The sequence below is a fragment of the Tepidimonas thermarum genome (assembly GCF_007556705.1).
Lineage (GTDB): Bacteria > Pseudomonadota > Gammaproteobacteria > Burkholderiales > Burkholderiaceae_C > Tepidimonas > Tepidimonas thermarum.
Window position 1 is genome coordinate 1 of sequence record NZ_VJOL01000040.1, and the last position, 24013, is coordinate 24013.

Below are 24013 nucleotides of genomic sequence, written 5' to 3' on the forward strand. Positions count from 1 at the left end.
ATGGGCAAAACGGCCTGCAAACCGGCCGAAATGCACGTCGCAATCGCTGCGCAGCCACGTCTGGGCGGCTCGTTTCTTCGAAAGCAGCGTCACTGGTGCGTTCGAAGGGTATTTTTTCAACGGCCTGCTAATCGATCACCTTCGGCGATGCATCGGAGATCGCAAATTACCCAACAACCGCTTGCAACTCGAAATCACGGAAGACGCCGTCTTCGACGATGAACAAGGCGTTCAGCGCACCCTATCCGAACTGCAGGCACTGGGCTTCGGCATCTCTCTGGACGACTTCGGCGCGGGGCACTCTTCGCTCAAGCGTCTGATGGCGCTGCCGTTTTGCGAAATCAAGATCGACCGCACCTTTGTAGCCGGGCTGGAGACAGAGCCCCGGGCGCTGCCGATTCTGGATGCGATTTTGTCGGTGGGACGCGCGCTGGGCGTGGAATGTGTGGCCGAGGGCGTGGAACAGCCCCATCAGTTCGAAGCCCTGCAACATCTGGGGTGCCATCGGTTTCAGGGCTTTTTGTTCTCGCACGCCGTCCCGGTGGATGCCTTCGTGGCCTTGGTCCGGGCGCAACGACCGCTGCCCCCGAACACCCGCGTCAAACCCGCGTGACCGGCCCCCGCAGGCGGCGCGCGTATGATCGCGGGGCTACTCGGTTTTGACACTCCCCCGCACGCAAACGGAGCATCTCCCATGTCCATCGACACCATCGGCATCGTCGGCGCCGGCACCATGGGCAACGGCATCGCGCAGGCTTGCGCGACCAGCGGCCTGAACGTCGTCATGATCGACGTCAGCGACGCCGCGCTGGCCAAGGGCCTGGCCACCATCGCCGGCAGCCTGGACCGCCTGATCAAGAAAGAAAAAATCACCGCCGCCGACAAGGACGCGGCGCTGGCGCGCATCCGCACCTCGACGAATTACGACGACGTCAAGGGCGCGCAGCTCGTCATCGAGGCGGCGACCGAAAACCTCGAACTCAAGATCAAGATCCTGCGCCAACTCGATGCGCTGCTGGCGCCCGAGACCCTGGTGGCCACCAACACCAGCTCCATCAGCATCACGCAACTGGCGGCCGTCACCGGTCGTGCCGACCGCTTCATCGGCATGCACTTCTTCAACCCGGTGCCGATGATGGCGCTGGTGGAGATCATCCGCGGCCTGCAGACCAGCGACGCCACCCACGACGCCGTGCGCGAGCTGGCGCTGCGGCTGGGCAAAACCCCGATCACGGTCAAGAACGCACCGGGCTTCGTCGTCAACCGCATCCTGGTGCCGATGATCAACGAGGCCTTCTTCGTGCTCGCCGAAGGGCTGGCCAGCCCCGAGGACATCGACGCCGGCATGAAGCTGGGCTGCAACCACCCGATCGGGCCGCTGGCGCTGGCCGACATGATCGGGCTGGACGTGTGCCTGGCGGTGATGAACGTGTACTTTGCCGAGTTCAACGACAGCAAGTACCGCCCCTGCCCGCTGCTCAAGGAGCTGGTGGCCGCGGGCTACCTGGGCCGCAAGACCGGCCGCGGTGTCTACACCTACTGACGCCCCCGGGCCGCGCCACGGCGCGGCTCAGGCCCCCGCCTGGGGCGTGCGGCCCAGACGGCGGCGCAGCCAGGTGGCGGCATCGTCCAGGTAGCAGTAGATCACCGGCACCACCACCAGTGTCAACAGCGACGAGGTCACCACCCCCCCGATGACGGCCTGCCCCATGGGCGCGCGCTGCTCCGACCCTTCGGACAGCGCAAACGCCAGCGGCACCATGCCAAACACCATGGCCAGCGTCGTCATCAGGATGGGGCGCAGCCGCACGCGCGCCGCCAGCAGCAGCGCGGCCTCGCGGTCCAGCTTCTCGCCCGTCAGCCCCTCGCCGCTGGCGCCGGCGCGTGCACGGTTGGCAAAGTCCACCAGCAAGATGGCGTTCTTGGTCACCAGGCCCATGAGCATGATGACGCCGATGATCGAAAACAGGTTGAGCGTCGAGCCAAACATCAGCAGGATCAGCACCACCCCGATGAGGGTCAGCGGCAGCGACGACATCAGCGCGATCGGCTGCAAAAAGCTCTTGAACTGCGAGGCCAGGATCATGTAGATGAAGATCACCGCCAGCGCCAGCGCCGACAGCGCGTAGCCAAACGACTCCTGCATGTCCTTGGTGGAGCCGCCAAATTTGGCCCGGTAGCCGGGCGGAAACGGCGTCGCGTCGAGCACCCGGCGGATGTCGGCCGACACCTCGCCCAGCGAGCGGCCGGCGACGTTGGCGGTGATTTCCACCTCGCGCGCCAGGTCGCGCCGGTTGATCTGGTTGGGGCCCGATGAGGGCCGGATGTCGGCGATCTGCGCCAGCCGGATGGCGCGCGGCGTGCCATCGGGGCCCACGACGCTCAGCATCAAACGCTCCAAATCCGCCACCGACGCGCGCGCGGACGGCGCCAGCCGCACCTTCACGTCGTAGCTCTGGTCGTCCGGCGCGCGCCAATTGCCCACCGTCTGGCCCGCGATCAGCCCACGCAGCGCCTGGGTGACCGCCCCCACGCTCAGCCCCAGGTCCGAGGCCGCCTCGCGCCGCACCACGATGTCCACGGTCGGCTTGTTGGGCTTCATGCTGGTGTCCACATCGACCAAGCCGGGAATCTGGCGCAGCTGTGCGGTGACCTGGTCGGTCAGGCGCTGCAGCTCGCGCAAATCGCTGCCCTGCAGCGACAGCGAAATCGGCTTGTTGCCCCCCACCGGGTCCAGCAGGCCCACGTGCGTGACCGTGATGCCCGGCACACGCGCCAGGCGCTCGCGCAACACCGCCGACATCTGGTCCACGCTGCGCGTGCGCTCCTTGCGCTCGACCAGCCGCACATAGACGCTGGCCACGTTGCGCCCCTGGGCCGAGCCGGTGTTGATGGTGGCGAGCGTGTAGCGCACCTCGGGGAAGGCGCGCACGATGGCATCGACCTCGCGCACCTTGGCTTCGGTGGCCTCCAGCGACGTTCCGGTGGGCGTGTAAAAGCTCAGCGTCGTCTCGGAAAAATCGGCCTTGGGCACGAACTCGGTGCCCATCACCGGCACCAGCGCCACGCTGATGACCAGGCTGGCCGCGGCAATGCCCAGGGTGGCGCGCCGGTGCGCCAGCGACCACGACAGCAGCGTTTGGTAGCCCTCGCCCAGCCGGTGCGTGAAGCGCTCCACCGCCGCGGTCAGCCGCCCCAGCGTGCGCTCGTAGAGCGAGCGCGGCGGCGGCGCCTGCCCCTCGGCGTGGATGGCCGGGTCGTGCCAAACGCTCGACAGCATGGGGTCGAGCGTGAAGCTGACGAACATCGAAATCAGCACCGCCGCCACGATGGTGATGCCAAACTCGTGGAAAAACTTGCCGATGATGCCGCCCATGAAGCCTATGGGCAAAAACACCGCCACGATCGACAGCGTCGTGGCCAGCACCGCCAGGCCAATCTCGTGCGTGCCGTCCAGCGCCGCGCGGTGCGCGTCCTTGCCCATTTGCACGTGGCGCACGATGTTTTCGCGCACCACGATGGCGTCGTCGATCAACAGCCCCACGCACAGGCTCAGCGCCATGAGCGTGATCATGTTGATCGAAAACCCAAACGCGTACATGAACAAAAACGTGCCGATGAGCGCAATCGGCAGCGTCAGGCCGGTGATGACCGTGGAGCGCCACGAGTTGAGGAACAAAAAGACGATCGCCACCGTCAGCACCGCGCCCTCGATGAGCGTCTGGCGCACGTTGTTGACGGCCACGCGGATGGGCCGCGCGGTATCGCGCACCACGTCCAGCGCCATGCCCGGCGGCAGCTCGGCGCGCAGTGTCGCCACGACGCGATTGAGCCCATCGACCACGTCGATGGTGTTTTCGCCCTGGGCCTTTTGCACATCCAGCGCCAGCGTGCGGCGGCCGTCGTACAGCGCCAGGCTCTCCACCTCCTGCGGGCCATCGACGATGTCGGCGATTTGCCCCAGCCGCACCGGCACCGTGCCGCCCGATGTGCCCCGGCGCGCCACGATCAGGTCCCGAAACGCCTCGGGTTGCAGCAAGCGCCCTTTGATCTGCACCACGCGCTCGGCATCGCGCGCGCGCAACGCCCCGGCCGGCAGGTCCTGGTTCTCGGTGCGCACGGCCTGCATCACCTGATCGATGCCCACGCCATAGGCCTCCATCGCCTCGGGCCGCAGGTAGATGTTGATCTCGCGCGCCACCGCGCCCACCAGGGTCACCGAGCCGACACCACGCACATTCTCCAGCCGCTTCTTGACGACCTGATCGGCGTAGGTGGTCAGCTCCACCAGCGTGCGGCTGCCGTCCGGCGAGGTCAGCGCCAGGCTGTAGATGGGGCGCGAGGCTGGGTCGAAGCGCAGCACCTGCGGCTCTTGCACCTCGTCGCGCAGCCGGGCGCGGATGCCCGCGACCTTTTCCCGCACATCCTCGGCGGCCTTGCGGCCGTCCACGTCCAGGTTGAATTGGACGATGACGACCGATTGCCCCTCATAGCTGCGCGAAAAGAGCTGGTTGATGCCGGCGATCGAGTTGACCGCCTCCTCGACCGTCTTGGTGACCTCGGTCTCCACGATCTCCGGTGAAGCGCCCGGGTAGGCCACCTGCACCACCACCACCGGAAACTCCACATCCGGAAACTGGTCGACCTTGAGCCGCTGCAGCGAAAACAACCCCAACACCACGAAGGCAAGCATCACCATCGTGGCCAACACAGGGTTGCCGATCGAGACGCGGGTAAACCACATCGCCGCGCCCCCTCACTGGCCCGCGGCACGCGCCGCCAGCCGCACCACGACACCCTCGGGCAGCGCGCCCACGGTGCCCGCCAGCACCACGTCGCCTTCGGCCAGCCCATCGGTGACGATGCGCACCGGCTCGCCGCCCGCGGTGCCGCGCGGCCCCAGCGTCACGGTGCGCCGCACCACGCGCTCGCCCTGCAGCAACAGCACATAGGGCCGCGCCGCGTCCAGCCGGATCGCGCTCTCGGGCAGCGCCAGCGCCGTCTCACGCGCCACCTCGATATGGCCGGTCGCAAACAAGCCGTGACGCAGGTCCGCGCGCGGCGTCAGCGCCAGGTACACCGGCACCGCGCGCGTGCCCGCCTGCACGCTGGGGTTGAGGCGCGCCACGCGCGCCGCCACCGGCTCGGCCAACCCATCGACCTGCAGCACCGCCTGCGCGCCCACACGCACCTGCCCCACCTCCTCCGGCGCCAAGGTGGCCCGCAGCTCCAGCGCGCGCAGGTCCACGACCTCGAGCACACGCGCGTCCACCCCCAGGCGCTCACCCGGTTGGGCAAACCGCTGCGACACCCAGCCATCCAGCGGCGCGCGCAACAGCGTGTCGTCCAGCGCCTTGCGCGCCAGGTCCACCGCCGCCTGCGCGGCCAGCAGGTTGGCGCGCGCCGCCGCGGCGTTGGACACCGACGTATCCAAGGCGTTGCGCGAGATGAAGCCCTGCTCCACCAGCGCGCGGTTGTTCTGCAGCGCGCGCTCGGCAATCTCCAGCTGGGCGTGGGCGGCAGCCGCCTGCTGCTGCGCTTGGCGCAGCCGCGCCTCGTACTCGGTCGCGTCCAGCTCACCGAGCACCTGCCCGGCGCGCACCGGCTCCCCTTCGCGCACGCGCAGCGCGCGCAGCTCACCCGCCACCTTGGCCTTGACCAGCGCGGTGTGCAACGCCTCCACCGTGCCGCTGACCGCCACCGTGCGCTGCACCGGCAGTCGCTGCACGCGCAGCTGGTCGCTGGGCGCGATCTCCAACGCCACCGCGGTGGCAGGCGCGGCCTCCAAGGCCGCCTGCGCGCGACGCTGCTGCACGCCGCGCACGGACAACCCCACGACCAGGGCCAGCACCACCAGGGGCAGGCCCCATTTGAGCATGCGCTTCATCTGCTGCCCCCGACGTTCAGCGGTTGACGAACGAACCGGACTTGCCGCCGTGTTTTTCCAGCAAGCGGACGTCGCCGATCACCATACCCCGATCGACCGCCTTGCACATGTCGTAAATCGTCAGCAGCGCCACCTGCACCGCGGTGAGGGCCTCCATTTCCACGCCCGTTGGCCCGACCGTCTCGGCCGTGGCCTGCACGCGCACCGACGCCGTGGACGGCTCGGGCACCAATGCCAGCGCCACGCGCGTCAGCGCAACCGGGTGGCACAGCGGAATGAGCTCGGCGGTGCGCTTGGCGGCCATGATGCCGGCAATGCGCGCCACCCCCAACACGTCACCCTTCTTGGCCGTGCCGCGCTCGACCAGCGCCAGCGTCGCGGGCTGCATGCGGATGCGGCCTTCGGCCACCGCCACCCGGTGGGTGGCCGCCTTGGCGCCCACGTCCACCATGTGGGCCTGGCCCTGGGCATCGAAATGGGTCAGCGGCGCACCAGCGCCCGCAACGCTCGTGGCATCGGCAGGAGAAGTCATGTCAAGTTGGGAATCTGTCGGCACAAAACGGCATCATACGGGGATGCGCCTCCCCCCGCTCGACGCCCCGGCGACCGCGGCCGCTGACCGGCCGTTGCGTCTCGCTCCCATCGGCTGCCAGCGCCGCGACTGGCTGGCCACCGTGCTGCGCGGCGCCTTTGGGGCCGCCACCGCACGCGCCTTGTGGCCGATGTGCGCGGCGCTTGCGCCCGCGGCGCGAACCGCACACGCCGCCACCGACCTGCCCGCCCTGGGCGACGGCGGAGATCTGACGCTGGCCGAGGAGCGTCGCTTGGGCGACCAGATCGCGCGCGCGATTTACCGCGACCCGGCCTACCTGGACGATCCGGTGCTCGACGGCTACCTGGAGGCGGTGTGGATGCCGCTGTTTGCCGCCGCGCGCCAGCGTGGCGAACTGCCCGACACCCTGGCCGAGCGCTTTGCCTGGCGGCTGCTGTTGGCGCGCGACCGCACGGTCAACGCTTTTGCCCTGCCCGGGGGCTATCTGGGCGTGCACCTTGGACTCATCGGGGTCACCGGCAGCGCCGATGAGCTGGCCTCGGTCCTTGCGCACGAACTCAGCCACGTCACGCAGCGCCACATCGCGCGCCTGCTCAGCCGCCAAAGCCAGCAGGCGCCGCTCGTGCTGGCGGCCATGGTGCTGGGCGCGCTGGCCGCCAGCGCCGCCCGCAACGCCGACATCGCCAGCGCCGCCATCGCGGGCGGCCAGGCGGTCGCGCTGCAGTCCCAGCTCAATTTCTCGCGCGACATGGAGCGCGAGGCCGACCGCATCGGGCTGTCGGTGCTCACCGCAGCCGGCTTCGACGGCCAGGGGTTCGTGGGCATGTTCGAGCGGCTGCAACAGGCGGCACGCCTCAACGACGACGGCGGCTACCCCTACCTGCGCAGCCACCCCCTGGACACCGAGCGCATCGCCGATATGCGCGCCCGGCTGCCCTGGACGGCGCCCGACGCGGCGGCGCGTGCGGCGGCGGGGCCCGTGGCAGCCACCGTGCACGCCTGCATGGCCGCGCGCGCGCGCGTGCTGGCCGATCCCGCGCCCGATCGCTTGCAGGCCCATGTGCGCAGCGGCCGCGACAGCCGCGAGCCGGGGCGCGCGTACGCGGCCGCACTGGCCGGCATCGGGCTGCGCGACCCCGCATCGGCCCTGCAGGGCCTGGCCACCGTGGAAGCCGTGGCCGACACCGCCGCGGCGCAGCGCGTGGCCGCGTGGCTGCGGCTGGAACTGCTGCACCAGCTGGCCGACGACCCCCGCCTGCCCGCCGCCGAGGCGCGCGCCCTGCCCGATGCCGTGCAGCGCGCCGCCGCGGACGGCAGCCGCACCGGGCTGCTGCTGGCCGCGCGTGCCGCCGTGCGGCTCAGCGCCCCCCACGTCCAACCGGTGTGGCAGCGCGTGCAGGCGTGGTGCGCGCAGCACCCCGACGATGCGGGCGCCTGGAGCGCGCTGGCGCAACTGCAACACGCCGGCGGGCAGCCGGTGCGCGCCGCCCGGTCCGAGGGCGAGGCGCGGCTGGCGCTGCTGGACGCCGCCGGCGCGCTGGACCGCTTTCGCGCCGCCCAGCGGCTGGCGCGCGAGCAGGGGCTGCAGGACCTGGTCGAGCTCTCCGTGCTCGACGCCCGGGCGCGCCACGCCGAGCGGCTGCTGCGCGAGCAGCAGGCCGAGCACGCTGCCGGGCGCTGAGCCAGCGCCACCGCCCGCCGCCGCGCCAGCGCCGCGCGCGGTCTTGGCCTAAGATCACGCCCCCATCCGGTTTTTCTTCCCGTTTGGCGTCCACGATCGACACGCATGGCCGGCATCCACATCACCGACATCGAAGCCGCGATCAACTTCTGGCGGGCCCGCAAGCCCTCGCCCGACGGCGTAACCCTCGCGCCCGAGCTGCGCGCCCTGGCCGAGGTGTATGCGCTGATGGTCTACTACCACGCCCACGAGGCGGACGAACACACCATGCCGCGCGCCGCCTGGCAGGCCTGGAAAGCGTGGTACGACACCACCCCGGATACGCCCTGCATCGCGATTTGCTCGACCAACCAGGGGGACGCGGTGTGCAAGGGCTGCGGCCGCACGCACGAGGAGGTCACGCGCTGGCCGTCGCTGACGCCGGCAGAAAAGCGCGCCGTGTGGCACCGCATCACCCAGGACGGCACGGCCTGGCGCTTCAACCTCTACGCCGAGCGCGCGGTGGAGCGGCAGGGCGCTGCGGCCGCCGCCCCCGGCGCGCCGCCGTCGTGACGGCGGGCCTGGCGCGCGGCACGTACGCCGCCCCGCTCAGACGCGCCGCGCCAGCTGCGCCGCCTGGCCGGTGTAGCGATCCGGCGTGAGCGCCAGCAAGCGCGCCTTGGCCTCCTCGGGGATGGGCAAATCGGCCACCAGCGCGCGCAGCGCCTCGGGCGTGACACGCTGGCCGCGCGTGGCGGCCTTGAGGCGCTCGTAAGCGCCGGGCACGCCGTAGCGGCGCATGACGGTCTGGATCGGCTCGGCCAGCACCTCCCAGGCAGCGTCGAGGTCAGCCGCCAGCGCCTGCGCGTCCAGCTCCAGCTTGCCCAGCCCGGTCAGCAACGACTGGTGCGCCAGCACCGCATACCCGAGCGCGACGCCCATGTTGCGCAGCACGGTCGAGTCGGTCAAATCGCGCTGCCAGCGGCTGATCGGCAGTTTGTCCGACAGGTGGCGCAGCAGCGCGTTGGCCAGGCCCAGGTTGCCCTCGGCGTTTTCGAAGTCGATCGGGTTGACCTTGTGCGGCATGGTCGAGGAGCCGATCTCGCCCGCCTTGAGCTTTTGTTTGAAATAACCCAGGCTGATGTAGCCCCAAACGTCGCGCGCGAGGTCGATCAAAATGGTGTTGCTGCGCGCCACGGCGTCGAACAACTCGGCCATGTAGTCGTGCGGCTCGATCTGAATGCTGTAGGGCTGGAAGGTCAGCCCCAGGCCGATGGGGGCGTCTGCTGGGGTGTCGGCCCCCGGCGCCGGGGTCTCGACCACGCTGCGCGCAAACGCCTCCCAGTCCACCTCCGGGTAGGCCGCCAGGTGCGCGTTGTAGTTGCCCACGGCACCATTCATCTTGGCGCGCAGCGGCACGCCGGCCACGCGCTCGCGCGCCGCCTGCAAGCGCACGACCACGTTGGCCAGCTCCTTGCCCACCGTGGTGGGGCTGGCGGTCTGCCCGTGCGTGCGGCTGAGCATGGGCTGCTCGGCCCAGGCATGGGCAAAGGCACGCAGGCGCTCGATGATCGCATCCAGCCCCTGCAGCAGCACGGCGCGGCCGGCTTGCAGCTGCAGCGCGTGGCTGGTGTTGTTGATGTCCTCGCTGGTGCAGGCAAAGTGCACGAACTCGCCGGCGCGCTGCAGCTCCGGCCAGCCGGCAAAGACGCCGGGCACCCCCAGCTCGGGGTTGCCGCGGATCCAGTACTCCACCGCCTTGACATCGTGGTTGGTGGTTTTTTCGATCGCCTTGATGGCGGCCGCATCCGCCGGCGAGAAGTCGCGCGCCACGCGCCGCAGGTGCGCACGGGCCGCTGCCGACAGCGGCGGAAATTCCGGCAAGCCGAGGTCGCTCAGGCGCTCGAACCAGGTCAGCTCCACCTGCACCCGGCGGTGCATGAAGCCGTATTCGCTGAAAATGGGCCGCAGCGCCGCGAGTTTGGGCGCGTAGCGACCGTCCAGCGGCGACAAGGCGGTCAACGCCGCATCGGGAGCAAGAGAAGCGTCAGCGTGGGCATGCATAGTGGGCCGGATTGTAGGCGCCGGGGCCTGGGCCAGCCCAGCCGCCGCGTCGGCCCCGCGCCCTCTCTACAATCGGCACGTGGCAACGGCACGCGGCGCGGCGCCGCATGGCCGCTACCACCACCACCGCATCGCACCATGAAACTCAAGCTCATCGGCAGCCTCACCAGCCCTTACGTGCGCAAGGTGCGCATCGTCATGGCCGAAAAAAAGCTCGACTTCCAGCTCGAGCTGGCCGACCCCTGGGCCGCGGACTCGACGGTGCCCGACGCCAATCCGCTCGGCAAGGTGCCGTGTCTGGTGATGGAAGGCGGGGAAGCGGTGTTCGACTCGCGCGTGATCGTGGAGTACCTGGACACGCTGTCGCCGGTGGGCAAGCTCATCCCGGCAGGCGGGCGCGAGCGCGCCGAGGTCAAAACCTGGGAAGCGCTGGCCGATGGCGTGCTCGACGCCGCCGTGGCCGCGCGCATGGAGCAGGTCTGGGCGGGGCGTGCCGCCCACGAACGCAGCCAGGCGTGGATCGAGCGCCAAATGGGCAGCGTGCAGCGCTCGCTCAAGGCCATGAGCCTGGGGCTGGGCGATCGCGCGCACTGCCACGGTGTGCACCTGACCCTGGCCGACATCGCCGTCGGGGTGGCACTGGGGTATTTGGACTTTCGCTTCCCGGCCATCGACTGGCGCGACGCCTACCCCAACCTGGCGCGGCTGCACGATCGCCTGATGCAACGCCCCAGCTTTGCCGAGACACTGCCGCCCACCTGAGGCCAAGCGGGCCCAAGAGGGCGTTTGGCGCAGGCAAAAAAAGAACCGCGAAGCACCGGCCGAGACAACAGGAGGAGGGAGGAGGAGGAGAACCGCCCCGGCCGGATGTCTGACGCGCCCCGTGCAACCCTCGGTGGCGCGCCGCGCTTCGCGGTCACGTCAAACCCAACGACCACTGCCTGTTCGGAGCCTCGGAGGACGACAAAGTTCCCCAGCGATGCACGCGACCCTGACCGTTCATCGGCTCGCGGGGGCGTGCGCAGCGGGCGGCGGGGCGGCCGGCACACGCAGCTCGGCGCACAGGCCGCCGAGCGCCGAGCGTGTCAGCTCGATGTCGCCGCCATAGAGGCGGGCCAGCTCGCGCACGATGTCGAGCCCCAGGCCGCTGCCCGGTGCGCGCTCGTCGAGCCGTATGCCACGGCGCAGCACCTCGGCGCTTTGCGCCGCGCTCAGGCCCGGGCCGTCGTCTTCCACCCGCAACACGAGCTGCACCCCCTGGCGCAACACGGTCACCACCACCCGCTGGCGCGCCCAGCGCCCCGCGTTGTCCAGCAGGTTGCCGGCCATCTCCTGCCAGTCCTGCAGCTCGCCCGCGAACGCCAGATCCGGGGCCACCTGCAGCGTCCACGCCAGCGGCGCGCGGTCATCGCCGGCGTGCACCTTGCGCATGACGCGCAGCAGGGCCTCCAGCGCCGGCGCCACCGGGGTGCGCTGCCCGCGCCCGGCCAGGGCGGCCGCCCGGGCACGCCGCAGGTGCCAGTCCACCTGGTCCTGCACCATCTGCAGCTGCTCGCGCCACTGGCGCACCAGCTGCGGCCGGGGCAGCGTCTCGTCGTCGGCCAGCGCCGACATCACCGCCAGCGGGGTCTTGATCCCATGCGCCAGATTGCCCGCCAGGCGGCGGGCGCGCTCGACCACCTCGTCGGCGTGGTCGAGAACGCGGTTGAAATCCTCCACCAACGGCTGCACCTCGGCCGGAAACGCCCCCTGCAGCCGGGTGTCCGCCCCTTGGCGCACGCGCCGCACCGCCTGCTGCAGCGCACGCAACGGGCGCAGCCCGACGCTGACCTGCGTCCACAAGGCCAGCATCAGCAGCGCGGCCAGCAGTCCCAGCGACAGCAGCAGCGCCCCGCGAAAATCCGCCAGCGCCGCGCGCAACTCGGTCTGCTGCGCGGCCACGGCCACACGCCAGACCTGTGGCGGATCGCCCACGCGGACGGTGCGCTCCAGCACGCGCAGGGGCTGCCCCATGGGGCCGACCAGCGTGTGGCGGTGCAAAGCCCCATCGGCCAGCGTGTCGGCCGGCAGGTCCAGCCGCGCGTCCCACAACGACCGCGAGCGCAACCACGGCTCGGCGCGCGCGTCGTGCGCCGGTTGCACCTGCCAGTACAGGCCACTGTACGGCCGTTCCCAGCGCGGATCGGCCAGCGCGCGCGTCAGGACTGGGCGCCCCTGCGCATCGGCCTGCAGGGACGCCAACAACTGCGTCATCTGGTCCTGCAAACGCAGGTCGAACTGCTGGGTCACGTGGCGCTCGAACAGCCGCGCGATCCCCCAGCCGGCTGCCGCCAGGGCCAGCGCGAGCACCAACGCCGCCAGCAGCAACAGCCGCGCGTGCAAGCCCCAGCGCGACCAACGCAACGCCGCGATGGGCATCATGGCCCGCCCTCGGCCCCGTCACCCGGCCCCAGGCGATAGCCCAACCCGCGCACCGTCTCGATGCTGCCCGGTGGCAGCTTGCGCCGCAAGCGGGCAATGAAGACCTCGATGGTGTTGGAGTCGCGCTCGCCGTCGCTGCCGTAGAGCGCTTCGGCAAGCTCGGCGCGTGGCACCACCTGGCCGGCGCGGTGCAGCAGGCTGCTCAGCAGCCGCAACTCCTGCGCGGTCAGGGCCAGGGCCTGACCGCCCACGCTGACGCGCTGGCTGCGCGTGTCCAGGGCCACCTGGCCGCAGCGCAAAACCGGCGCCGCCACCCCATGCGCGCGGCGGATGAGCGCGCGCAGGCGCGCCAGCAACTCCTCGGTGTGGAAGGGCTTGGCCAGGTAGTCGTCGGCGCCGGCGTCGATGCCGGCGACCTTGTCGTGCCAGGCATCGCGCGCGGTCAGGATGAGCACCGGCGCCGTCATGCCCTCGCTGCGCCAGCGCTGCAGCACGCTCAACCCGTCGAGCTGCGGCAGCCCCAGGTCCAGCACGATCGCATCGTAGCGCTCCACACCGCCCTGAAACCAGGCCTGACGGCCATCGGCCGCATGGTCCACCGTGTAGCCGGACTGGCGCAGGCTGCGCACCAGCTGTTGCGCCAGTGTCGGCTCGTCCTCCACCACCAACACCCTCATCGGCGCCCCTTGTGCGCTTTGACTTCGCGCTTGATGACCTGGGCACTGCGGGCGTCCACGTACCACTCGACAATGCGCCCGCCCGGCTCGAGCACCTTGAACTCGTACAGCCAGCGCCCCTCCTCCTGCTCCAGCTCGATGGCCATGAGCTCACCCCGCAACTGCGGCTGCACCGCCTGCAGGATGTCGCTCAGCGGCCGGATCTCGCCCGCCAGCATCGCCTGCCGCGCGCGCTGGTGGTCGATGGGCCCATCGGCCCAGGCATGCGGCAGCCGTGCGACGGCCAGCATGGCCGACACGACCGCCGCAGCCGCCCATGGACGCCCCCGCCGGCCGCTGCCGCGGGGGGCCGATCGTTCCTTGGCGTTGAGGGGCCTGGTCATGGACCGCATCGTAGGCCAGCGCGCCTGAACGGTCCATGAACGGCAGCTGGCCCGTGCGTTCATGCAGCGTTCAGCCACCCCGCGACACACTGCAGCCCGTGAGCTCACCGCGTTTTTCAACCCATCCACAGGAGTCCATCATGTCATTGAAATCCACCACCCTCGCCCTGACCCTGTCCCTGGCCGCCGCAGGCGCCTGGGCCGGCCCCAAGTGTGACGCGCCCAAGGACAAATGGATGAAGGAAGGCGACTTCCGCGCCATGGTCCAAAAACAGGGCTACGAGATCAAGAAGTTCAAGGTCAGCTCGGGCAACTGCTACGAGATCTACGGCTTGGACAAGGACGGCAAGAAGGTCGAAATCTACTTCGACCCGGCCAGCGGCAACCCTGTCGAGCGCAAGTAAGACCGCGAGGCCCACCATGCAACGACCAACGGCCGTTTACGTGTGGGACCCGTTCGTGCGGCTGTTCCACTGGAGCCTGGTGAGCTGTGTGCTGCTCAACCAGTTTGTGCTCGAAGAAGGCGAAACCGCGCACGAATGGACCGGCTACACGGCGGCAGCCCTGGTGGGCCTGCGGCTGCTGTGGGGCCTGGTGGGCCCGCGCCACGCGCGGTTTGCCGACTGGTGGCCCACGCCTGCGCGGGTGCGCCGCCACGTGCAGGCGCTGCTGCGTGGCGCGCCCGACGACCACCCGGGCCACAACCCGTTGGGCGCCATCATGATGCTGCTGCTCATGGCGCTGGTGCTGGCCCTGGCCCTGACCGGGTGGCTGCAGACCACCGACGCCTTGTGGGGCGAGGACTGGGTGGAGGCGTTGCACGAGGGCTTGGCCAATGCCCTGCTGCTGGCAGCCGCGGTGCATGCCGCCGCCGCGCTCGTGATGGGACGGCTGCAGCGCGTGCACCTGGTGCGTGCGATGATCACCGGCGTCAAACGTTACGATTGACCCTACCACCCCCACCATGGCCATGCGCGTTTTGCACCATTACCGCCGCCAGGTCGCGATCCGCATCGCCGCCGTGTCGCTGATCGTGGCGGCGCTGGTGTCGGCGATCGCATGGTGGGTGTCGATCGAAAATCTCGAATCCGAAGCCGTGGGACTGGCGGTCGAGGAATCGCGCCGCGCGGTGCTGCAAATGGGCCTTGACGGCGAGCAGCCCCGCCCGCTGCTGGAGCGGGCGCAGGAAGCCGCGCGGCTGCTGACCGGTGGCTTTTTCGACATCGCCGAGATCTACGACGCTCAGGGCCACAAGCTCGCCGAGCACGCCACCGCGCGTGGCCATGCGGTCGAGCCCGCGCTGGCACGCCACCCCGCTCCCCAGCACCGCGAGGCCGGCTACGAGTCGCTGCAGCTGCCCGATGGCACCTGGGTGCTGCGCGTATTCGTCCCCGTGCGGCGCGACGGCGCGCCGTCGCAAGCGGCGCCGATCGGCTTCGTCGAGGGCGTGCGCGTGGTGCCAGATTGGCAACGCGAGCAGCTGCGCGGCGACGCCATCGGTGCGGCCTCGCTGGCGGCGCTGGCGGCCCTGTTGTGTGGGGTGGTCATCTACCCGATCGTGATCCACCTCTCACGCGACAACGAGCGCAAGGCACTGCAGGTGCTCGAGTCGCACGTCTCGATGATGGAGGCACTGGGGCGGGCCATTGCCAAGCGCGACTCGGACACCGGCGCGCACAACTACCGCGTGGCCTGGCTGGCTGCCCGCTTGGGCGAGGCACTCGGGCTGTCGGGCGATGCGATGCGCGCGCTCATCATCGGCAGCTTCCTGCACGACGTCGGCAAGATTGGCATCCCAGACGCCATCCTGCTCAAGCCCGGCCGCCTCGATGAGCAGGAGATGCGCATCATGCGCACCCACGTCCAGCTCGGCGAGGACATCGTGCGCGACATCCCGTGGCTGGCCGCGGCGGCGCAGGTGGTGGCATGCCACCACGAAAAATGGGACGGCACAGGGTACCCGCGCGGCCTGCGGGGTGACGCCATTCCCCTGTCCGCGCGCATCTTCGCCGTCGCCGACGTGTTCGACGCGCTGTGCTCGCGCCGCCCCTACAAAGCGCCCATGCCGCCCGAGCAGGCCATCGCCCTGCTCGAGCGCGACAGCGGCAGCCACTTCGACCCGCAGGTGGTGCGCACCTTCGTGCCGCTGTCCGCGACGCTGCATCAGCAGCTCGACGGGCTGGACGAAGCCGGCTGCCGCGCCCTGCTGCACGAGCGCATCCGCCACCACTTCGGCTTCGGGTGAGCGGCACGCGCGCGCACCCGATCGCGTGGCGCGCCGCTGGACAGCGGCGGCCAGCGCAGCTTCAGGCCAAGCGCGCGCCAGCCTCGTACCAGCCGCGGGTGCGCTTGACGATGGCCACCACGGCCAGCATCACCGGCACTTCGATCAGCACGCCCACCACGGTGGCCAGCGCCGCGCCGGACTCGAAGCCAAACAGGCTGATCGCCGCCGCCACCGCCAGCTCGAAGAAATTGGACGCGCCAATCAGCGCCGACGGGCTGGCCACGGCGTGCGCTTCCCCCACGCGGCGGTTGAGCCAATAAGCCAGCGAGGCATTGAGCGCCACCTGCACCAAGATCGGCACCGCCAGCAGCGCGATGACCAACGGCTGGCGCAGGATCTGCCCGCCCTGGAAGGCAAACAGCAACACCAGCGTGGCCAGCAAAGCAGCGATGGACCACGGGCCGATGCGGCGCATGGCCGCGTCGAACGCCTGCTGCCCCCGTGCCAGCAGACGGCGACGCCACAGCTGGGCCAGTATCACCGGCACCACGATGTACAACCCCACCGACACCAGCAGCGTGTCCCACGGCACGGTGATGGCCGACAGCCCCAACAACAGACCCACGATGGGGGCAAAGGCAAACACCATGATGGTGTCGTTGAGTGCCACCTGCGTCAGGGTAAAGAGTGGATCGCCATCGGTGAGGCGGCTCCAGACGAACACCATGGCGGTGCATGGCGCCGCGGCCAGCAGGATCAAGCCCGCTACGTAGCTGTCGAGCTGGTCCGCGGGCAGCCACGGCGCAAACAGCTGGCGCACGAACAGCCACGCCAGCAGCGCCATGGAAAACGGCTTGACCAGCCAGTTGATGAACAGCGTCACGCCGATGCCGCGCACATGGCGCCGCACCTGCCCCAGCGCGCCAAAATCCACCTTGACCAGCATCGGGATGATCATGACCCAGATCAGGATGCCCACTGGCAGATTGACCTGCGCCACTTCCATGCGGCCAATGGCCTGAAACAGCCCAGGCCACGCTTGTCCGAGCGCGATGCCCACCACGATGCACACGGCAACCCACAGGGTGAGGTAGCGCTCGAACACCCCCATCGGGGCACCCGCCGCCTGTCGGGCGGTGACTTCGCATGGGACGCTCATGCCGCGCCCTCCTCGTGTGCCAGCGCGCGCACGCGCTGCTGCAGCGTGTCGCGGTCCAACTGCTCCAGCGGCAGTTCCAGCAACCGCAGCAAGCGCGCACGCAGGCGCTGCAGCGTCTGCCGGAAGGCCTCGAGCTTGACCGCATCGGGCGCGTCGCCCGCTGACGGGTCGGGGTAGCCCCAATGCGCCGTGGCAGGGTGCCCCGGCCAGACGGGGCAGGCTTCGCCGGCCGCGCTGTCGCAGACGGTGATGATCAGGTCCATCTCGGGCGCACCCGGCACGGCAAATTCATCCCAGCTTTTGCTGCGCAGCCCCTCGGTGGCAATGCCGGCTTCGCGCAACGCGGTCAGCCCCAGGGGGTTGGGCTGTTGGTTTGGGCGCGGGCTGCTGCCGGCCGAGTAGGCCCGCACGCGCCCGCCGCCCAGCGCATTGAGCAGCGCTTCGGCCAGGATGCTGCGCGCGGCATTGTGCGTGCACAAAAACAGCACGTTCAGGGGACGCGTCGCCATCGGAGCCCCCCATCAGCAGCACGAAGCGCGCGCACCACGGGTCGGCGTGCAGCAGGGTTGCGCCTGATGCGCAGCGGCAGCCGGCGCGGCGGGGGTGCAGCACGCACCTGCAGCGGCAGCCGCCCCGTCCCCTTCGCGAAACACGGGGATGTCGCCCAGCGTGTGGAAGTGCTCCCAGGCAACGCCCTGCGGATCGGTGACCCAGTGCTTTTCGCTGCGCGCGTAGCAGCAGCTGGTCGCCCCCTCGTCGAGCAACGCCATGTCGGCGGCTTGCGCGCGCGCCTTGAGCGCCCCGAGTTCGGCCGGGTCATCGACCTGAAAACCCAGGTGATCGACCCCAGGCGCCGTGCCGCGCGTGGAAATGGCGAAGTTCAGCCGCGGATCGTCCAGCATCCACTTGGCGTAGTCGCGCTCGACGCGCACCGGCTCGGCGGCAAACAGGCGTGAGTAAAAAGCGATGCTTTGCTCCAGATTGTGGACGTGCAGGTGGACATGGAAGCGTTTCATGCGCAACTCCTCTTGGGGTGGATCAACAGGGACAGGTGGCGGCGCCATCCGCCGTGACACAGGCGCCGCCTTGGCAACAGTTTTCGGTCAGGTAGGCCAGCAAGGCGTTCATGGCCTCGAACGCGGCGCGGTAGACCAGGTGCCGGCCGCGCCGCTCCTGGGTCACCAGGCCCGCGTGCAACAGCTCTTTCAAATGAAACGACAGCGCACTGGGCGTGGCCCCCAGCGCCTCGGCCAAGGCGCCGGGCGTCAACCCTTCGGGACCGGCCACCACCAGGGCGCGAAAGGTGCGCAGCCGCAGCGGCTGCGCCAACGCAGCCAGGGCTTGCACGGTTTGGCTTTCGGTCAACATGGGCAACATCATACAACACTTCACGAAGTGTTGAAATATTTCGGAAGCTATCGACGCACCACGTCGCCGGGGCCCGTCCGTCACAAGCGCATGGGCGCCCCGTAGCCGGTGAGCTCGAGATAGCCACGGCCCACGGCGACCCCGTGGGCATCGCGCAACGCGCTCAACCCCTCCCAGTAGATGGCGCCGGTGCTGGCACGGCTGTCCAGCTCCTGGTCGTCCGCCAGCGCGTCCACCCCAAAAACACCCACCGGCGTGTGCACACGCCACGCCACCGGGTAGCGCACCCCGGTGCGCGGGCTACGCCAGTGGCGCTGGGGTTCGAACACCACCTCGTCCGGCCCAAAGGCGCGCACATGGGGCGGCGGCGTTGCCGGCGGCCCCCGGTGCGATCCCCCCGCCCAAAGGGCGCTGCCATCCGCGCGCCGCAGCCGAAACGCGGTCAGGCAGCTGCCATCGTCCAGGTTCATGCCGATCCAGTCCCAGCCGACGGCGTCCGGGTGCAGCAACGCCTCGCTCCACTCGTGGTCCAGCCAGGCGCGCCCGCGCACCTGCGCCGCAGCGCCGGCCAGCCGCAGCCGGCCCGTGACGTGCAGCTGGGGCTGGGTGTAGTAAAAACTCGCCTGCTGCGGCTGTGGCCCTTTGCGGGACCACCCGGCGTCGCCCTGCAGCAACAGCGGCTGGGTGGGGGCTGCCACCAGCTCCAGCGCAAAGTCGCCCGTCGGCACATGCACGCGGTAGCCACCATCGGCCACACGACGCAGCGACCAGTCGCGAATGCGCACATCGGTGTCCGCCACGGCGGCCCCAGCAGGTGCAGGCGGCGCAGCGGGGTCGGGCTCGCGACCGTCCCAGCGTGCGGTGACCTGCTGGTGCTGCAACCGGCCGGCGGCCACATCGGTCACCGCCGCGTGGGCAAACAGCAATTGGCGCGCCGCCAACCGACTGCGCAGCGCCTGGGCCACCGTGACGCGGGAGCGGAAAAACGTCACCTGAAACCCCCACAGCGCCCCGTCCGCGCGCTGCAGCCAGCCGGTCAGGTACCACCATTCGGTCTGCGTATCGGGGTGGCTGCCGTGGTCGCGCGGAAACGCCAAGGGCCGGCGCTGCAGCGTGCCGCTGGCCGCGGCCGGCCAGGGCCAACCCGCCGCGCCCGCCCAGGCCGCAGCGGCCGCTGCCTGCAGCAGATGCCGGCGCGGCCATGGCGGGCCCATGGGGGTGGGCATCTCAGGCCTCCTCCTTCACCGCCAGCACGGCCTGCCGGCTGGCGGCCAGCCGGCCGCTGAGCCACGCCGTCACCGTGCCCGCCGCCACCACGGCCAGCGCCAGCGCTGCCAGCCGCGCCGCTGGCAGCGCCAGCTCCATGGTCCAGTGAAAGCTCTGTGGATTGACCACGTGCACCAGCACCACGCTCACCGCCAGACCCAGCGCCACCCCGGCGACCGCCCCCAACAAGCTCCACAGCGCGCCTTCTGTGGCCACCAGGCCCAGCACCTGCGTGCGCGACAGGCCCACGTGGCGCAGCAGCCCGAACTCATGCCGGCGCGCCAACACCTGGGCGCTGAAACTGGCCGAAATGCCCATGAGCCCCATGCCAATCGCAACCGCCTGCAACCACACCGTCACGGCAAAGCTGCGGTCAAAAACATGCAGCGACGCCTGCCGTATCGCCTGCGCGCTCGACACTTCGAGGTCGCCTGCGGCGGCGGCCTCCAGCTGGCGCTGCACCGCTTCGGCGCCGGTGCGCCCATCCAAAAATACCGCCAGATCGTTGACCACGCCATCCCCGGTCAGGCGCACATAGTCCGTCGCGTCCAGAGCCAAACTGCCGTGCTGGCGGGCGTAGTCGCGCCACACCCCGGCGACCACAAAGCGGGTGCCCGCAGGCCCCAGCCCTGGTAGCGCGATCACCGCTCCCAGGCGCATGTCGTACAGATCCGCCATCGCCTCGCTGACGAACACCGCCACCGCGTCAGGCCCCGTGGGCCATGGCAACGCCGGGCCCACCAGCGGCAGGGGCACCGGTGCACCGGCGCGGCCGGTGCCGTCCTTCAGCGGCCGCGCCAGCACGGTCACGGGCGGTCGCCGGGGATCCAGCGTCAGCAGGCGCTGCCGCTGACCCTCCACCCGCACCACGCCCGGCAGCTGGCGCACCAACGCGATGAAGGCTGGGCTGAGCGTGCCCGCCGCACGCCCGCCCGCGGCTGCGCGCACGTACACATCGGCGGGCAAGACCGCATCCAGCCACGCCGTCATCGACTGCCGAAAACTGCCCACCATCACCGTCAGCGCCACGGACAAGGCCAGACTGGCCACCACGCCGCTGGTGGCCACGGCCGCGCTGCCCGGGTAGCGGCGCGCGCGCTCCAGCGCCAGCAGCGCCAGCCCGTGTCGCTGCGCCGACGGGGCGAGCCGCGTCAGGGCGGCCATCACCACCACCGGCAACGTCAGGATACCGCCCAGCAACAGCGCCGCGATGCCCACGTAGGCCCCCAGCGGCAAGCCCGCCACCGGTGGGGCCAGACACAGCGCCGCGCCGCCCACCATCAGCACCGGGCCGGACCAGGCTTGCGCGCCCGATACCCGGTCGGTCGCGCGCATCGGCACCCCTTTGAGCGCTTGTGCGGGTGCCAGCCCACGCACGGTCAACGCCGGCCACCAGCCACCCGCCAGCGCGGCCGCCACGCCCAACGCGCCATAGCCAAGCGCGGCCGTGCCGTCCCAGCGCAGGGGCGGCGCCACCCCAGCAAAATAGCCCCCGCCCAAATCGCCACCCAGCACACGCAACGCCGCCCAGGCCAGCGCCGTGCCCAGCGCCACGCCCAGTGTGCTGCCCACGGCCCCCAACAGGGCCGACTCCGCCCACACCAGGCGCTGCCGCTGGCGGGCGTCCAGCCCCAACACACCCAGCAGCGCAAAGGCGGACAGCCGCTGCGTGACGCTCAGGTTCAATACCGAAAACACCAAAAACGCCCCGGTAAACAGCGCCACCAGGGCCAACACGGTCAGATTGACGCGGTAGGCCCGTGACACCTGGCTCAGGCGCGCGCCATCGTCGTCCGGGCGCTCCCACACCACCCCCTGCAGCGCTGCGGCGGGGGCTGCCCGCTGCACATCGCGCCACACGGCATCGGCATCCGCCCCCGGAACCAGGCGCAGGTCCAGGCGCGACACCTGCCCCCACCAGCCCAGCCGCTCCTGCAGCGCGGCCACGTCCATCACCAGCAAGGCCACGCCGGGCAGCGCCACCTGCCCCGCCACCCGCCAGCGCCACCGCTGCAACCCCACCTGCACGTCCACGCGCTCGGCCGTCGGCCCCAGCGCCGCCAGCGCTGCCGGGTTGCCAAACACCGCGTCCGGGGCCAACACGTCCAGCCGGTTGCCACCGTCGCGCACGCGCAGGGCTGCGTCGGGGCGCAACACCGCCAGGGCCAGCGCATCCACGCCCCACAACCGCACCGGCAGTCGGCTGCCATCGGGCAACACCACCACGCCCTGAACCTCGATCACCGGCAGCGCGGTACGCACCTGCGGATGGGCCAGCACGCGGTCCAGCCACCGGTCGTCCAAGCGCTCCAGCGCGCCGCGCAAGCGCGCATCCGGCTCCCCGTTGACCCCGCGCACCGCCGCCGAGAACTCCGCCAACGCCGAACCGTTGATGAGCTGCACCGACAGCCCCAGCCCCACCCCCAGCATGATGGCCAACACCGCAACGGCGTGGCGCCATGGGTGCAACCGTATTTCCGGCCAGGAGAAGGTGCGCAGCAGCGCCCACAGCGAGGGCTGGCCGGTGCTCAAAGGGGGCGCATGCCGTTGCACGTCAGCTCCAGGCAGCGGTCGGCACGCTCGGCGGCCGCATGGGAATGGGTGACCAACACCAGCGCCGCCCCCTGCGCACGGGTTTGCGCGTGCAACAACGCCAGCACCTGCGTGGCGGTGCGCGGATCCAGATTGCCCGTGGGCTCATCGGCCAGGATCAGGCGCGGCCGATGCGCCAGGGCGCGCGCAATCGCCACCCGCTGCAACTGCCCGCCCGAGAGGGTTTGCGGCAGCCGCTCGCCCATGCCACCCAGGCCCACCGCATCCAGCAGCGCGGCCACGCGCGCGGCGTCCGGGCGGCCCAGCAGCACCAACGGCAGGCCCACGTTTTGCGCCACCGTCAGATGCGGCAGCACATGGAAGGCTTGAAACACGAACCCCAGATGGGTGCGCCGCCACGCCGCCGCCCGTGACTCGGACAGCGCGGCCCAATCCCGCCCCAGCACGCACACCCGGCCGCTATCGACCGCATCCAGCCCCGCCAGGCAGTTGAGCAGCGTGGACTTGCCCACACCCGACTCGCCCACGATGGCCACAAACTCCCCCGCCGCCACGGCCAGGTCCACCCCGGCGAAGACCACGGCATCGCCGTAACGCTTGACCAGCCCGCTGGCCTGCAAGCACGGGGGCGGGGCATCCGGGACCGGGCGCACATCCATACGGGCAGTGTAGCCCGCCGAGGCATCGCACCTGTGCAGTGCGGCGATGCGCAGCGCTGCCACCCAACCGCTGTGGCCCGCGCACCGCAAGCGGTGGTCGCCTCGCCCACGGCCTCAGCGCCCGGCATTCGGGAAGAACAACGGCTCGCCGCCGATCCGGTAGCTGGCGATGGCCTGTTGTCCAGCGGGCGAGACGACCCAGTCGACGAACTTCTGCGCCTCCTGCGCCTTGACATGCGGGTGCTTGGCCGGGTTGACCACGATCACGCCGTATTGGTTGAAGAGCCGCCGGTCGCCCTCGACCAGCACCGCCAGGTCGGCCCGGTTCTTGAAGTTGAGCCAGGTGCCCCGATCGGCCAGCACATAGGCGCCGCTGGCCGCGGCCATGTTGAGCGCCGGCCCCATGCCGCAGCCGCAGGCTTTGTAGCCGCTGCCTTTGTTGTCGGCCAGGCCGGCCTCAGCCCAGAAGCGCAACTCGGCCGCGTGGGTGCCGCTTTTGTCGCCACGGGAGATGAACGGCGCGTTGGCGGCGCTGATGCTGCGCAGCGCCGCGACGATGTCACTGCCCTTGACGTTGGCCGGGTCGCCCCGCGGGCCGATCAGCACGAAGTCGTTGTACATGACCGGGTAGCGCTTGAGGCCATGGCCCTCGGCGACGAACGTTTCTTCGGCCGCCTGGTCGTGCACGAACACCACGTCCGCATCGCCGCGGCGCGCGGTGTCCAGCGCCTGCCCCGTGCCCAGCGCCACCACCCTGACGTCGATGCCGGTGGCCTTTTTGAACGCCGGCAACAGGTGGGCAAAGAGCCCGGACTGCTCGGTCGAGGTGGTCGACGCCATCACGATGGATTGCGCATCGGCCAGCCCGGATGCTATAGCCAATATAGCAGCCAAGGCACATTTGATGCCGGCAAGACGCCGAAAACGCTGCAAAGAACTCATGGCAACTCTATATGGACGCCTCCCGTTTGCCAAGGACGATTTTTGGTGTGCTGGGACAGATAGGCTGCAGTTCTATATCCGGCCTGTTGTGCAGGAATAGACCTGCTGGCCCTGATGGAATCCGCTGACCCGCGCCTCATTCTCCTGAAGGACTCGAAGTCCTTGTAAGCCATACAGGCTTGGCGGGTCACGGT

The 24013-nt window shown here is 70.3% G+C and carries 23 protein-coding genes; 8 read left to right on the forward strand and 15 right to left on the reverse strand.

Features of this window, described 5'->3' with window-relative positions:
• Window positions 1–613: EAL domain-containing protein (locus Tther_RS09655; RefSeq protein WP_143903322.1), on the forward strand; the 613-nt coding region annotated here is incomplete at its 5' end.
• An 81-nt stretch (window positions 614–694) separates the two neighbouring features.
• Window positions 695–1543: a 3-hydroxybutyryl-CoA dehydrogenase gene (locus tag Tther_RS09660; RefSeq protein WP_143903324.1), complete on the forward strand. Its 849-nt coding sequence runs from the start codon at window positions 695–697 to the stop codon at window positions 1541–1543.
• 27 nt (window positions 1544–1570) lie between these two features.
• On the opposite strand, the gene Tther_RS09665 is transcribed toward Tther_RS09660, so the two are convergent.
• The 3 genes from Tther_RS09665 to moaC are packed head-to-tail and all read right to left on the reverse strand — an operon-like array spanning window position 1571 to window position 6419.
• A complete protein-coding gene (locus Tther_RS09665) occupies window positions 1571–4744 on the reverse strand; it encodes an efflux RND transporter permease subunit (RefSeq protein WP_143903326.1) in 3174 nt (1057 codons plus the stop codon).
• A 12-nt stretch (window positions 4745–4756) separates the two neighbouring features.
• Window positions 4757–5878 carry an efflux RND transporter periplasmic adaptor subunit gene (locus tag Tther_RS09670; RefSeq protein WP_246098988.1) on the reverse strand — a complete coding sequence of 374 codons (1122 nt, stop codon included), beginning with the start codon at window positions 5876–5878 and terminating at the stop codon, window positions 4757–4759.
• 25 nt (window positions 5879–5903) lie between these two features.
• Entirely contained in the window at window positions 5904–6419 is a 516-nt protein-coding gene (gene moaC, locus Tther_RS09675) for a cyclic pyranopterin monophosphate synthase MoaC (RefSeq protein WP_143903330.1), read from the reverse strand.
• 190 nt (window positions 6420–6609) lie between these two features.
• Between moaC and Tther_RS09680 the strand changes: the two genes are divergently transcribed.
• Together Tther_RS09680 and Tther_RS09685 are read left to right on the forward strand one after the other, a co-directional pair.
• On the forward strand, window positions 6610–8121 hold the full coding sequence (locus Tther_RS09680; RefSeq protein WP_143903361.1) for a M48 family metalloprotease: 1512 nt from the start codon (window positions 6610–6612) through the stop codon (window positions 8119–8121).
• Window positions 8122–8226: 105 nt separating this feature from the next.
• On the forward strand, window positions 8227–8673 hold the full coding sequence (locus Tther_RS09685; RefSeq protein ID WP_143903332.1) for a DUF3717 domain-containing protein: 447 nt from the start codon (window positions 8227–8229) through the stop codon (window positions 8671–8673).
• 36 nt (window positions 8674–8709) lie between these two features.
• On the opposite strand, the gene purB is transcribed toward Tther_RS09685, so the two are convergent.
• The gene (purB, locus tag Tther_RS09690; protein ID WP_143903334.1) at window positions 8710–10164 is read right to left on the reverse strand and encodes an adenylosuccinate lyase; all 1455 of its coding nucleotides are present in this window, start codon (window positions 10162–10164) and stop codon (window positions 8710–8712) included.
• A 138-nt stretch (window positions 10165–10302) separates the two neighbouring features.
• Here purB and Tther_RS09695 point away from each other — a divergent pair, with 138 nt between their 5' ends.
• Window positions 10303–10926 carry a glutathione S-transferase N-terminal domain-containing protein gene (locus Tther_RS09695; RefSeq protein ID WP_143903336.1) on the forward strand — a complete coding sequence of 208 codons (624 nt, stop codon included), beginning with the start codon at window positions 10303–10305 and terminating at the stop codon, window positions 10924–10926.
• Window positions 10927–11163: 237 nt separating this feature from the next.
• Here Tther_RS09695 and Tther_RS09700 read toward each other — a convergent pair whose 3' ends face one another.
• Genes Tther_RS09700 through Tther_RS09710 form a run of 3 tightly spaced genes read right to left on the reverse strand, consistent with a single transcriptional unit; the run spans window position 11164 to window position 13645 of the window.
• Window positions 11164–12585 carry a sensor histidine kinase gene (locus tag Tther_RS09700; protein WP_143903338.1) on the reverse strand — a complete coding sequence of 474 codons (1422 nt, stop codon included), beginning with the start codon at window positions 12583–12585 and terminating at the stop codon, window positions 11164–11166.
• Window positions 12582–13262 carry a response regulator transcription factor gene (locus Tther_RS09705; RefSeq protein WP_143903340.1) on the reverse strand — a complete coding sequence of 227 codons (681 nt, stop codon included), beginning with the start codon at window positions 13260–13262 and terminating at the stop codon, window positions 12582–12584. The genes Tther_RS09700 and Tther_RS09705 overlap by 4 nt, the downstream gene beginning before the upstream one ends.
• A complete protein-coding gene (locus Tther_RS09710; RefSeq protein WP_185975059.1) occupies window positions 13259–13645 on the reverse strand; it encodes a PepSY domain-containing protein in 387 nt (128 codons plus the stop codon). Before Tther_RS09710 ends, Tther_RS09705 begins: the two co-directional genes overlap by 4 nt.
• 140 nt (window positions 13646–13785) lie before the next feature.
• On the opposite strand from Tther_RS09710, the gene Tther_RS09715 reads away from it, so the two are divergent.
• Genes Tther_RS09715 through Tther_RS09725 form a run of 3 tightly spaced genes read left to right on the forward strand, consistent with a single transcriptional unit; the run spans window position 13786 to window position 15890 of the window.
• On the forward strand, window positions 13786–14049 hold the full coding sequence (locus Tther_RS09715) for a PepSY domain-containing protein (RefSeq protein WP_143903344.1): 264 nt from the start codon (window positions 13786–13788) through the stop codon (window positions 14047–14049).
• A 16-nt stretch (window positions 14050–14065) separates the two neighbouring features.
• A complete protein-coding gene (locus tag Tther_RS09720; RefSeq protein ID WP_143903346.1) occupies window positions 14066–14593 on the forward strand; it encodes a cytochrome b/b6 domain-containing protein in 528 nt (175 codons plus the stop codon).
• A gap of 16 nt (window positions 14594–14609) precedes the next feature.
• The gene (locus Tther_RS09725) at window positions 14610–15890 is read left to right on the forward strand and encodes an HD-GYP domain-containing protein (protein ID WP_246098990.1); all 1281 of its coding nucleotides are present in this window, start codon (window positions 14610–14612) and stop codon (window positions 15888–15890) included.
• Window positions 15891–15951: 61 nt separating this feature from the next.
• Here the strand turns inward: Tther_RS09725 and arsB are convergent, their stop codons facing one another.
• The 8 genes from arsB to Tther_RS09765 all read right to left on the reverse strand — a co-directional run bounded on the left by arsB (window position 15952) and on the right by Tther_RS09765 (window position 23819).
• Window positions 15952–17031: an ACR3 family arsenite efflux transporter gene (gene arsB / locus Tther_RS09730; protein ID WP_143903348.1), complete on the reverse strand. Its 1080-nt coding sequence runs from the start codon at window positions 17029–17031 to the stop codon at window positions 15952–15954.
• The gene (locus Tther_RS09735; protein ID WP_143903350.1) at window positions 17028–17540 is read right to left on the reverse strand and encodes an arsenate reductase ArsC; all 513 of its coding nucleotides are present in this window, start codon (window positions 17538–17540) and stop codon (window positions 17028–17030) included. The genes arsB and Tther_RS09735 overlap by 4 nt, the downstream gene beginning before the upstream one ends.
• Window positions 17541–17552: 12 nt before the next feature.
• Entirely contained in the window at window positions 17553–18047 is a 495-nt protein-coding gene (locus Tther_RS09740; RefSeq protein ID WP_143903352.1) for an ArsI/CadI family heavy metal resistance metalloenzyme, read from the reverse strand.
• Between the two features lie 22 nt (window positions 18048–18069).
• Window positions 18070–18399 carry an ArsR/SmtB family transcription factor gene (locus Tther_RS09745; RefSeq protein WP_425472820.1) on the reverse strand — a complete coding sequence of 110 codons (330 nt, stop codon included), beginning with the start codon at window positions 18397–18399 and terminating at the stop codon, window positions 18070–18072.
• Window positions 18400–18479: 80 nt separating this feature from the next.
• Window positions 18480–19625, reverse strand: coding sequence for a lipocalin-like domain-containing protein (locus Tther_RS09750; protein ID WP_143903356.1), 1146 nt, complete (start codon window positions 19623–19625; stop codon window positions 18480–18482).
• A gap of 1 nt (window position 19626) precedes the next feature.
• Complete coding sequence (locus Tther_RS09755) at window positions 19627–22218, reverse strand: FtsX-like permease family protein (protein WP_246098991.1); 2592 nt, start codon at window positions 22216–22218, stop codon at window positions 19627–19629.
• Window positions 22194–22877, reverse strand: coding sequence for an ABC transporter ATP-binding protein (locus tag Tther_RS09760; protein ID WP_143903358.1), 684 nt, complete (start codon window positions 22875–22877; stop codon window positions 22194–22196). The genes Tther_RS09755 and Tther_RS09760 overlap by 25 nt, the downstream gene beginning before the upstream one ends.
• Window positions 22878–22991: 114 nt before the next feature.
• Entirely contained in the window at window positions 22992–23819 is an 828-nt protein-coding gene (locus tag Tther_RS09765; protein ID WP_143903359.1) for an ABC transporter substrate-binding protein, read from the reverse strand.
• Between the last annotated feature and the right edge of the window lie 194 nt (window positions 23820–24013).